A 10,961-nucleotide genomic window follows, 5' to 3' on the forward strand; every position below is an offset into this window, starting at 1 on the left:
CCGAAACCGGGAGCGCTTTAAACTGGGGGTGATGTTCCACTACGGAAAGCTGAATATGGCGTTCTGAGCCTTCCCACCATGATCGGGGAAGACCCTTGTATATACAGTACTTTTGGGGGTGTTAATGTACACCGAACTGAAAATGAATAAGTGGATAAAGTCATCTACAGTTGCGGAACTGGCGTTATGTGAGTACGTCTGCAGGTCACTCAGGGAGGGAACGTGACGATTTGTTTTGAAACTCCTAATGATCAGGCTTGGTACGATGTAGTAAGGCGGACTGATGGGGTCGTTATATGTAGCTTTCCTTCAACGGGAAGGCATCTCGTTTATAGGTCCGATGGTATTATCTCCATGCGCCCATTATTGCCAGAAGAAGAAATATTTACCTTAAATGGATTTATGAGGTTTGCTGAACGACTCGGCTATCGTGTTATTCCACCTTCTGATAATATGAAATCAACGGCCTGAACAACCGTTACCTACTGCGCCACGGAGAAAAACCATGGCGCAATTGCACTTAATAAAACATTCTCAAGGTATCCTGATCCCCGCAACGCCGGAGACCAGCGATTTTCTTCAAACAAAATGCAAGCTCGGTGCCGTCCTGGAGGCCGAATATAAGCTTGTCCGCAACCCGGCGTTTCACCGCCGATATTTCGCCTTACTCAATCTGGGCTTTGAATACTGGGAGCCTACTGGCGGCGCAATCTCTTCGAACGAGCGCAGGCTAATTCTCGGTTATTCCAAATTCCTTGCATCCCATGGTGGCAATGAATCGGTATTCCAGGATATCGCCGAGCAATATCTTGACCGCGTCGCAGAAAAACGAGCCGGAAGCATCAGTATCTGCAAATCCTTTGACGCCTATCGCTCATGGGTAATCGTGGAAGCCGGCCATTACGATGCGCTTCAGCTGCCAGATGGCACTCTGAAAAAGCACCCACGCAGCATTTCTTTCGCGAGTATGGACGAAACCGAATTCCACCAGCTTTACCAGTCCTCACTGGATGTGCTCTGGCGGTGGATTCTGTCCCATAAATTCGCCAGTCGTGAAGCTGCTGAAAATGCAGCGTCTCAATTGCTCAGCTTTGCGGGGTGAATCGATGAAATATTCATGGTTTCACCATCACGACTGCACGACCGAGCAGGCCGATGAACTGATAGATAATTACCGCAAACGCGGGGTAAAGGTCGAACGTAGTTTAAACCAGGACTTTACGACCTGGACCGTCAGCGCTCAGCTGGTGGAAGACAAGAATCCACCGCGCCCTGATTCCCGCTGGCGCAACCGGATGTGGGGTTGAATATGGCAAAGAGACCCCAACGACGCTGCAAAATCTGCCGGGCGAAATTCACTCCAGCTTTCGAGAACCACCGCTGGTGCTCTCCTGAGCATGGCGCTGAATTTGCCATGCAGGAATTGGAGAAGAAGCGCGAAAAACAGGCGCATGCGAAAGCGAAGAAAGAGCGCGCCGAATGGCGTAAACGCAAAGCCTCGGTGAAGCCCCTCAGGCACTGGGAAGATATGACCCAGCGTGTCGTTAACGACTATATCCGCGAACGAGACTACGACTTGCCATGCATCAGCTGCGGCACTTTTGACACGGTTCAGTGGGAGGCAGGTCATTACCGTTCCCGCGGTAAAGCATCGCACCTGCGTTACAACGAGGACAACATTCACAAGCAGTGCCATCACTGCAACGTGCAGATGTCAGGAAACCAGCAGCAGTACCGCATTGGCCTGGTAGAGAAAATCGGCGCTGAGCGCGTCGAGGCGCTGGAAAACAACAACACCCCTCACCGATACACCATCGAAGAACTGGAAGGCATCAGACGCCATTACAGCGCGCTACGCCGTGCGCTAATAAAACAACGGGAGGCCGCATGAGCCGTGACGGTATCGAACGTATCCGCGAACGCTGGCAAAAGCTCCGCCTCTGCCGGCACCGCGGAACAGTAATGACCGATTATCGAATTTTGAAAAACTTTGTCCGCATTTATCAGTATCTGGGAGAAATAGCATGAACCTCGAAAATACAGTGAAATACCACTTCGCGAAGTCCACTATGATTAGCGATTCTCCACGAGCGACGACATCAGACTCATTAACCGGCACTGACATTATGGCTGCAATGGGCATGACACAGGAACGTGCTGCTATGGGGTATAGCGCTTTTCTGGGCAAGATGGGCATTAGCAACAATGATCGAGAACGAGCTATCGGTCTATTAGCTGAATATGCGCTGACAAAATGCGATAAAGTTGCCGCGCTGCGCAAGCTCGCGACGAACGTAAAACCTCAGGTTATTCAGATCCTCGCAACGTTCGCCTTTGAGGACTATTCGCGAAGCGCTTCCAGCAAAAAAAAATGTGACTGCTGCTGCGGTTCCGGATTCATCGACGTAGAGGTCTTCACCAACAAAGTATCGTATCCGGACGGCAAACCGCCGAAGTGGGTCAAAGTTACAAAGGGGATCTATCCATCATACTGGGAGGAGGTGAAGTCGGTCCGGGAGCAGGTCCGGGTGCTTTGCCAAAAGTGCAAGGGAAAAGGGACTGTTAGCGCTGCCTGTAACGACTGCCACGGTCGGGGGAAGGTAGTGAACCAGGATGAGACGGAGAAGCAGGGAGTGCCTGTCATGGGCAACTGCAAGCGCTGTGGTGGTCGTGGGTATGAGCGAATCCTCTCCACTGCTGTGCACAGTGCCATTTGCCAGGTAACGGATGCCATCACCCTGGATACATGGAAGAAGACGGTTAAACCATTTTTTGACGAACTGATCACTAAATTCGATATAGAAGAGGCATGGGCGGAGGGACAGCTCAAACAAATAACGCGCTGAGATATTTACTTTTCCCGAATTCGTGTTAATTTGTTCTAACGATGGGCATTGTCTGTTCACCGTTGATCAACCCGCCAGCGAGCGGGTTTTTTTATGGACATAAATTACCATTGCCATTCGCATGTGTATAATTCCCTGCTTTGCATCAGGCGATATTATGAGAAAGATTATTTTCCCAGCATTGTTTTTAGTGGCTTCCGCGCATGCCACTAACCAGCCAACGATGATGGTTTTCAAATGCTCTCCAGAACATTCTAAAAACAACACTATTGTTACTTGGCAAGATGTGAAGAAACAAGATGGCTGGCATCGTTATGCTAGCTGGAAAGATAAGGAGGGAGAGCATTATGGCATTGAGCTGTATTTCAATGGTTCATCGCCTAATAAGGATGGACAGATTGAGGATATATATGTGTTTGGCAATATGGATGGCCAGAAAAAAATATCAGGACCCGCAATCTCTATGATTCTCAATAAAAAGGCAAAGTTGCTAACTTACAGTATTACGAACGACTTGGTAGGGTCGGACGTGCACAACCCTCTGGAGAAAGGGACGTGCACCTTAAGCGATAAAGGTTAAATCTACTATCGAGCCACATCAGTATAACAACTTCATTAAAGCTGCCTTTTGGCGGCTTTTTTTATATCAGGCTCACGGGAATCATCTGCGACGAGCTTGGTTGATAAATCAGCCCAACGGTCCTGACCCTTTCAAACACACACAGCACCCCGTTTTTTCGGAGGTGATATGGCTAAACGTATGCAAGATAAAGAAAGCATTGCCGGAGTCTCATGGCTGATTGTCCTTGCTCTGTCATGCTGGGGCGGTCTTGTCCGATACCTGATTGACGTTAAGCAAAACAAAGCTACCTGGAGCTGGATTAACGCTCTCGCGCAAATCGTGGTTTCAGGATTCACCGGTGTCATCGGTGGGCTTGTCAGCATAGAAGGCGGCCTAAGTATTTACATGATTCTGGCCACTGCCGGTATCAGTGGGACTATGGGTTCTGTAGCGCTCACGTATTTCTGGGAGCGAATCACCGGAGTGAGAGCACAATGACAGCAGACAAGATTATCGAGGGTATCCTCGGCAAAGAGGGTGGTTATGTCGATCACCCCTCTGATAAAGGCGGCCCTACTCGCTGGGGTATCACGCAGAACACAGCGCGTGCATACGGTTACAAAGGCGATATGAAAGAGCTCCCTCGGGAAACTGCGAAAGAAATCTATATGCAGCAGTATTGGCTGGAGCCCAAATTTGACAAGATCGCCGAATTGTCACCATCAATCGCAGAAGAGTTATGCGATACCGGCGTCAACATGGGGCCGCGTGTTTCCACAACGTTCCTTCAGCGTTGGCTGACGGCACTGAACCAACGCGGCAAACTATATCCCGACCTGAAACCGGATGGCGTCATTGGGAACATCACGATCGCCGCGCTGCGCAGTTACCTAGCCGTACGGGGTAGCGCAGGGGTCACGGTGATACAGAAAGGGTTGAACTGCAGTCAGGGCGCACGGTATCTCGAACTTGCGGAAGCGCGGGAAGCCAATGAAGAATTTCTCTTCGGGTGGGTGAAGGAGAGAGTAAACCTATGAAGCTAATTATCTTCTTTCTGCTTGCGCTGGTGGTTGTTTTAACGTTGTTGCTGTTAAGAAAGTATACCCGGATTGAGTTTGTGGGACATGCTCGCCTGTTACTTAGAACTTGGTCTGTTCGTCTGGGGACTGCTGGCGCGCTGGTCGGTGTATGGGCGCAGTCATTCCCGGATGCCGCGCTTCATGCTTGGGCAATGCTGCCGCCGGATATCAAAAACATCCTTCCGCCAAATATCGTTGCACTAATTAGCCCTGCGCTGGTAGTGCTGGCGGTGCTCTCACAATATGTACGGCAGCCGGCATTGAAAGATAAGGCCGACAAACAGAAGGAGCCGAAGCAATGAGTTTTGAAATTATTGCTGAGCTGGTGGTCCTTATCCTGGGTGCTATCGCTGGTGCATTCGGTATTGGCCATGCTCGCGGTACCAGCAAGGCAGAAGCCAAATCAGCACAAACGCGTACTGAAGAGAAAGCCGCTGCTAGCGTCGCCGCGTCTGAACGGAAAGAGGAAGCCACAAGAGAGGCCTGCAATGTACAGCAGACAGTTAGCCATATGCCTGATGACGATGTTGATCGGGAGCTGCGCGAAAAGTTTACCCGCCCCGGTGGTGGTTGATACGGCCTGCAACTGGGTACGAATCATCTACCTGACCGACCACGATATCAATGTGCTGGATAAGCAGACCAAGCGCGACATTCTGGCGCACAACAAATCAGTGCTGGCCAATTGCTCGCAAATTACAGAGAAGGGTGCTAAGTAATACAGGGAAGGTCTAACTTATTGATATATATACTGCCACATTAGTAAAAATCTGAAAGCGAGACAATAGAGCGGTAAACAATGAAAAGTTTGTATCTAATTCATGGGCGCTAATGCACTATTGATTTTTAAATTCCTTCAATCTAAGAAGCTGCCCATGACGAAAAATTCACTTCCTAAACTTCCCCACGATTATCGTTACGGAGACGAACACTCAATCCAGCCTCATTCTGATGGGGAATATTTTGCGCCACAGGGGGGTGTTATCAAGTCTGTTGATCTTTCTAACGGAGTGGTTATCTATGTTCCTATCCAGCGCTACATTGAGCATTTAAATATATGGGTCACTGTCTAAGGAACCCTCGAGTAATTTGTTAGCAACCCACTTGGTTGGAGCGAATTGATCATTGGTATCAAAAGAACAGCATATACATCTTTTGTTCTGGTTCAATGTTCTGGATAGTAGTGAATAATTAATATAAAGGGCTTTTTCAGTAATTAAATGATATCGATAGCCAAAATGAAGCTATCATCTCGTAACTACTGCCAGCTAACACCGAAATGGCAGAGGTCAGTTATTAAGCAGAAAAGTCTCACCCGGGTGGCTCCTTAGAGATTTTAGTTTTCTAACTGGTATTAACCAAAGGTCGCATCTTTATGCGGCCTTTTTTATTGTGCGCAACAAGTATCCTGTAGGTAACCGCTCTGCTTGTATACGTGGCAAGGATAAATGCGAATGCATCACAGAGGCCATTCTCAGAGTGATCTCGATAATGCCCCACATCGCACAGAGGTAAGACATGTCAGAGATCACCGCATCCGAACAAATCCGCCTAGATATCATCAAGAAAGTTAACTACGACACTGCCGCGGCTAAGCTGGCCATTGATTGGGTTGGCGATAGCTATCTCAAAGCAGAGCTCTTTGCAGACTCTTTCGATCGTGTTTACACGGAAAGTGAGATTGTCTCGAAAACCCGAAAGGCGATTCAGGAAGCAACCGAAGAGCTGGCACTGTTTGATACAGTCACGGAGCAGTCCAGTTAAGTCGTTACAGCAGGTATTCTATGAGTGCATGTGATAATGACGATTTGTGGTGTACTTGTTAATCGTCAAAGAAGCAGGAGATAGAACGCAACTATCACGATGGCTACCCTACAGAGAGAGGCACACCCGAGCCAATATGTACACCACAACCCACACAGGCCACAGGCGTTCGCTGGTGGCTTTTTTTATTGGAGTAATCCATGGCAAAGCCGGACTGGGGCGAGCTTCAGCAACGGTTCCTGTCCGATCATGCCGCAACCGGCGTATCACCGAAGGATTGGTGTGAAGCGCAGGGACTGAATTACGCTACTGCCCGCCGATATATCAAGAAACCCACTGCGCAAACTGCGCAAAAACCTGCGCAGAAGAAATTGCGCACTGCGCAAAAGGAAAAGTGCGCAGAAGAGCTGGTGGATAGCAAACTGAGTCCAAAGGTAAAGCGCTTCATTGCCGAATACCTCAAGGACAATAACGCCACTGCCGCCGCAGAGCGAGCGGGTTATAGCGACCCAAACTATGGCCGTCAGCTTCTAACGAATCCTAACGTTACGCAGGCCATTGCGCAGCAGCAGAAAGCATCCATTGCGCGCACGCTGGGAAGTGCTGATGAAGTGCTTGAGCAGATGTGGCGGCTGGCAACTTTCGACGCCAACCAGCTTTCTCAGTATCGCCGCGGTAGCTGCCGTTACTGCTGGGGCTTCGGTCATCAGTATCAGTGGCGCGATGCCGTAGAGTACGAAGAGAAGCGCCTCGAAGCACTTGAGCGTAAACGTCGGGAACCTTTGGATGATGGGGGATACGGCTACGACCACACTAGCGCACCTAACCCGGAATGTCCTCGCTGCAATGGGGATGGTATCGGCCAGCCTTTCTTCGCTGATACGCGCAAGCTGGCGCCTGATGCAGCGCTTGCCTATTCCGGCGTGAAGCTCGGAAAGAACGGTGTGGAGATATCCGCTATCAGCCGCGAGCGAATGTTCGAGGCGGTGATGAAGCGTCTCGGCCTGGCTGATAGTGAATTCGCCCAGCGCCTGCAGCAGATAGAAATTGAGCGCCGGCAGCTGGAGATCGACAAACTTCGCAAAGAACTGGCCGCTGACCCGGAAGATGACGAACCAACGCCAGTTGCGATCAATATCAACGTAGTCGATGCGCGAGTGAGGGAAGAGGATGGCGATAGCACCGACGCTTAACGTTCCTCAGGCCAAATTCCTTGCGATGCAGTACAAGTTTAAGGCCTATGTCGCCGGCTTTGGTTCTGGCAAAACATGGGTCGGTTGCGGCGGCATCTGCAAAGGAATGTGGGAACACCCTAAAATCAACCAGGGTTACTTTGCCCCTACGTATCCGCAGATCCGTGACATCTTTTATCCCACCGTTGAGGAAGTAGCCAATGACTGGGGGCTGAATGTCAAAATCAACGAGGGGAACAAAGAGGTTCACTTCTACGCCGGGCGCCAGTACCGAGGAACGACAATTTGCCGCTCGATGGAGAAACCGCAAACCATCGTTGGTTTTAAAATCGGTAACGCGCTGATTGATGAGCTGGACGTAATGCCCGCCAAAAAGGCGCAGTTAGCCTGGCGAAAAATAATTGCTCGTATGCGTTACAACGTGGCCGGTCTTCGTAACGGGATCGACGTCACTACGACGCCGGAAGGGTTTAAATTCGTTTATCAGCAGTTCGCAAAGGCTGTACGCGATAAGCCTTCGCTCTCAACGCTGTACGGCCTGGTGCAGGCCTCGACGTTCGATAACGAAAAGAATCTGCCGCCGGACTATATCCCGTCGCTGATGGAGTCATACCCGCCAGAGCTGATCAAGGCTTATCTGCGTGGCCAGTTCACCAACCTTACCAGTGGGACGATTTACCATCAGTTTGACCGTAAGCTGAATAACTGTCGGGAGGAAGAGCAACCCGGTGAGCCGCTGTATATTGGTATGGATTTCAACGTCGGGAAGATGGCCGGTATTGTTCATGTATTACGTCTGGGGCTTCCATTTGCGGTGAATGAAATTGTGAAGGCTTACGACACCCCTGACATGATCCGCATCATCAAAGAACGGTTCTGGCTGTACGACGGCAAAGATTATCGCAAGGTGCGGGAAATCTATATTTACCCGGACGCTTCCGGCGATTCCCGCAAATCCAGCAATGCCAGCGCTACGGATATCGCCCAGCTTAAGCAGGCCGGCTTCAATGTTGTTGTTAATGCATCAAACCCGCCAGTGAAAGACCGCATCAACGCGATGAATGCCATGTTCTGCAATGGTAACGGTGAACGTCGCTACAAAGTGAATGTAAAGCGGTGCCCGGTGTACACCGAGTCGCTTGAGCAACAGGTTTGGGGTGAAAACGGTGAGCCGGATAAAACGGCGGATAACGATCACCCCAACGATGCCGGTGGGTATTTCATTGTGAAGCAATTCCCGATCATTAAACCGACTGGAAAAGTCACCCAACTGCGGATGTAAACCATGCCTGATATTTCAACGCCCAATCTCGACTATAACGACATGGTCGAGGCATGGGATATTAATGATGCGCTGATGGGCGGCACGCTGGAAATGCGCCGGCAGGGCAAGAAGTATCTCCCGAAATGGCCGAATGAAGATCCTGAGAGCTATAAGGAGCGTTTAGCTTCGGCAACGTTACTACCTGCCTATGAAGAGGCCATTAAACAAAACATCGGGCGAGTATTTGCTGAGCCGACGGTATTGAGTGAGAACTCTCCTGAACAAATACGGGAGCTGTCGCCAGATATTGATATGGAAGGAAACCGGCTCGATGTCTGGGCTCAGCAATTTTTCAGCATCGGATTCCAGTATGGTCTGGTACATGCGCTGGTGGATTTCCCGAAAATTGACCGGGAGGCAGTAAAAACTAAAGCCGACGAAAAAGCCGCGGGATCCCGCCCGTATGCCACGATGTTAAATCCTCGCCAGGTCATTGGCTGGAAATCGAAAGTGGTTAAAGGGAAAGTGGTGCTGACCGATCTGCGTATCAGAGAGGTCATCATTATTGATGGCGATGATTACGGGCAAACAAAAGTTGAGCAAATACGCCATATCATGCCGGGCAAGGTTGAAATATATCGCCGAAATAAAGGAGATAACGGCGAAAGCCAGTGGCAGATTCACGACGAGTGGGAAACCAGTCGCGATGACATTCCCCTGGTGACGCTCTATACGAAGCGAACAGGCTTTATGCGTGGTTCACCGCCACTGCTTAATCTCGCCTTACTGAATATCAAGCACTGGCAGAGTCAGAGTGAACAGGACAACATACTTCATGTCGCTCGCGTGCCGTTGCTGGTAGCTTACGGTCTGGCTGATGGCGAAACGTTGACGATAGGTTCTTCCTCTGCGACTCGTTTCGATGACCGCCAGCGGCAGGGACTGGAATATGTCGAGCATACCGGGGCTGCGATTGAAGCCGGTAAGATTTCCCTTGAGGATCTGGAAAACCAGATGCGTCAGGCCGGCGCAAAACTGCTGCGCGCGGAAAACACATCGACTAAATCCTTAGACCAGACTCACGAAGAGCGGATGCAGGAGAATTCACCTCTCTACACCATGGCAAGCTCGCTTGAGGATGCGCTCGATAATATCCTGCAAATTATGGCGGAATGGCTGGGCGAGAAAGAAGGCGGCAATGTCGATGTACGCACCGAACTGGATGTTTCAGCCCAGACGTTTGATGCCGCAGCTGCAACAGCTGTTCAGTCGCTCCGTCAGGGTGGTGATATACGTCAGGTCGATGCTGTTCGCGTATTGCAGGCTCTGAAATTTATTGATCCGGATGCGAAGCCCGAAGAGGTAATTGACGAGTTACGGAATCAGCAGGTCACGCTGGCCGGCGGACTGAGTAACCCGGGTGGTGCAAATGGCAACGGCGAATGACAAGCTTCAGGATGAATCGATAGCGCATGCGATATGGATGGCGCGGTACAGCACAAGCGTTGCAAACAGGATGATAAAAATCCTGAATGACAGCGATGCGGAACTGACGGCCAGATTGCTTGTGGCGATGGATAGCCTGGATACTGACAGCTTTACCGTGTCGCGACTGGAAGCGCTGCTCGTTAATGTCAGAGTTCTCAATCGTGAGGCTGTGCAGTCAATGTACGCGGGCCTATCTGATGAGCTGCAGCAACTCGCCCAGCACGAAGCAGGCTTTCAGATGAGCCTGTTCCAGTTTGCGATCCCCGATGATGTTCTATCGCTTCATCCACTGGTGGGCATTTCACCGGATGCCGTTTATGCAACTGCGATGGCACGGCCGTTTCAGGGGCGCCTGCTTTCGGAGTGGGCAGATAACCTTGAAGCTGACAGGATGGCTAGAATATCCAATACAGTGCGGCAGGGTTTTCTCCTGGGCGATACCCATGAGCAAATCGCCAGAAAGGTCCGGGGTCATGCTAACCGTGGCTATCAGGATGGCGCGTTGCAGATGAGCCGCTCCAATGCTGGCAGTATTGCAAAAACGGCTGTAGGGCATCTTGCTTCGACTGCCAGGAAAAGCTTTGCAGACGCGAACGATGACATTTTGAAGGGTAAGCAGTGGTTATCCACTTTGGATAACCGTACATCAAAAGACTGTCGGATTCGCGACTGTCAACGACGGATGAAAAGTGATCCACTTATATCTCCACCAACGGCCCAATATTGATCCACCGTTTTACTCAGGATTAGCTTCAGCTATAACCC

The 10,961-nt window shown here is 50.4% G+C and carries 16 protein-coding genes and 1 pseudogene; all 17 read left to right on the plus strand.

Translation table 11 applies throughout. The features are described from left to right. The first annotated feature begins 505 nt into the window (after nucleotides 1–505). Entirely contained in the window at nucleotides 506–1,102 is a 597-nt protein-coding gene (locus tag PGQ95_RS25750; protein ID WP_224108408.1) for a DUF1367 family protein, read from the plus strand. 4 nt (nucleotides 1,103–1,106) lie between these two features. Next, nucleotides 1,107–1,307 (plus strand): hypothetical protein, encoded by a 201-nt coding sequence (locus PGQ95_RS25755; RefSeq protein WP_049056602.1) that lies wholly within the window; start codon nucleotides 1,107–1,109, stop codon nucleotides 1,305–1,307. Between the two features lie 2 nt (nucleotides 1,308–1,309). Next, the gene (locus PGQ95_RS25760; RefSeq protein ID WP_049056601.1) at nucleotides 1,310–1,891 is read left to right on the plus strand and encodes a recombination protein NinG; all 582 of its coding nucleotides are present in this window, start codon (nucleotides 1,310–1,312) and stop codon (nucleotides 1,889–1,891) included. Further along, entirely contained in the window at nucleotides 1,888–2,028 is a 141-nt protein-coding gene (locus PGQ95_RS25765; RefSeq protein ID WP_049056600.1) for a YlcG family protein, read from the plus strand. Before PGQ95_RS25760 ends, PGQ95_RS25765 begins: the two co-directional genes overlap by 4 nt. Beyond that, nucleotides 2,025–2,846, plus strand: a complete 822-nt coding sequence (locus PGQ95_RS25770; protein WP_047053470.1) for an antitermination protein — start codon at nucleotides 2,025–2,027, stop codon at nucleotides 2,844–2,846. Before PGQ95_RS25765 ends, PGQ95_RS25770 begins: the two co-directional genes overlap by 4 nt. 157 nt (nucleotides 2,847–3,003) lie before the next feature. Further along, nucleotides 3,004–3,426: a hypothetical protein gene (locus tag PGQ95_RS25775; protein ID WP_224108409.1), complete on the plus strand. Its 423-nt coding sequence runs from the start codon at nucleotides 3,004–3,006 to the stop codon at nucleotides 3,424–3,426. Nucleotides 3,427–3,606: 180 nt separating this feature from the next. Further along, nucleotides 3,607–3,906, plus strand: a complete 300-nt coding sequence (locus tag PGQ95_RS25780) for a phage holin family protein (protein WP_058675830.1) — start codon at nucleotides 3,607–3,609, stop codon at nucleotides 3,904–3,906. Next, nucleotides 3,903–4,445, plus strand: coding sequence for a glycoside hydrolase family 108 protein (locus PGQ95_RS25785; protein WP_058675829.1), 543 nt, complete (start codon nucleotides 3,903–3,905; stop codon nucleotides 4,443–4,445). Before PGQ95_RS25780 ends, PGQ95_RS25785 begins: the two co-directional genes overlap by 4 nt. Then, entirely contained in the window at nucleotides 4,442–4,789 is a 348-nt protein-coding gene (locus PGQ95_RS25790) for a hypothetical protein (RefSeq protein WP_047077968.1), read from the plus strand. Before PGQ95_RS25785 ends, PGQ95_RS25790 begins: the two co-directional genes overlap by 4 nt. After that, the gene (locus PGQ95_RS25795; RefSeq protein ID WP_047053462.1) at nucleotides 4,786–5,061 is read left to right on the plus strand and encodes a hypothetical protein; all 276 of its coding nucleotides are present in this window, start codon (nucleotides 4,786–4,788) and stop codon (nucleotides 5,059–5,061) included. The genes PGQ95_RS25790 and PGQ95_RS25795 overlap by 4 nt, the downstream gene beginning before the upstream one ends. Beyond that, complete coding sequence (locus PGQ95_RS25800) at nucleotides 5,012–5,206, plus strand: hypothetical protein (RefSeq protein WP_047053461.1); 195 nt, start codon at nucleotides 5,012–5,014, stop codon at nucleotides 5,204–5,206. The genes PGQ95_RS25795 and PGQ95_RS25800 overlap by 50 nt, the downstream gene beginning before the upstream one ends. Nucleotides 5,207–5,362: 156 nt before the next feature. Beyond that, a complete protein-coding gene (locus tag PGQ95_RS25805; RefSeq protein ID WP_162750169.1) occupies nucleotides 5,363–5,560 on the plus strand; it encodes a hypothetical protein in 198 nt (65 codons plus the stop codon). Between the two features lie 445 nt (nucleotides 5,561–6,005). Beyond that, nucleotides 6,006–6,251, plus strand: coding sequence for a DUF2560 family protein (locus tag PGQ95_RS25810; RefSeq protein WP_113373681.1), 246 nt, complete (start codon nucleotides 6,006–6,008; stop codon nucleotides 6,249–6,251). Between the two features lie 200 nt (nucleotides 6,252–6,451). Continuing rightward, nucleotides 6,452–7,444, plus strand: coding sequence for a terminase small subunit (locus PGQ95_RS25815; protein WP_113373682.1), 993 nt, complete (start codon nucleotides 6,452–6,454; stop codon nucleotides 7,442–7,444). Then, entirely contained in the window at nucleotides 7,422–8,726 is a 1,305-nt protein-coding gene (locus tag PGQ95_RS25820) for a terminase large subunit domain-containing protein (RefSeq protein WP_113373683.1), read from the plus strand. The genes PGQ95_RS25815 and PGQ95_RS25820 overlap by 23 nt, the downstream gene beginning before the upstream one ends. Nucleotides 8,727–8,729: 3 nt before the next feature. Further along, complete coding sequence (locus PGQ95_RS25825; protein ID WP_113373684.1) at nucleotides 8,730–10,154, plus strand: DUF4055 domain-containing protein; 1,425 nt, start codon at nucleotides 8,730–8,732, stop codon at nucleotides 10,152–10,154. Further along, nucleotides 10,138–10,866: pseudogene (locus PGQ95_RS25830) on the plus strand (hypothetical protein); the annotation flags it as partial. The gene PGQ95_RS25825 and the pseudogene PGQ95_RS25830, both read left to right, overlap by 17 nt. Between the last annotated feature and the right edge of the window lie 95 nt (nucleotides 10,867–10,961).

It is taken from the genome of Klebsiella sp. 141240, assembly GCF_050600805.1.
GTDB lineage: Bacteria > Pseudomonadota > Gammaproteobacteria > Enterobacterales > Enterobacteriaceae > Klebsiella > Klebsiella aerogenes.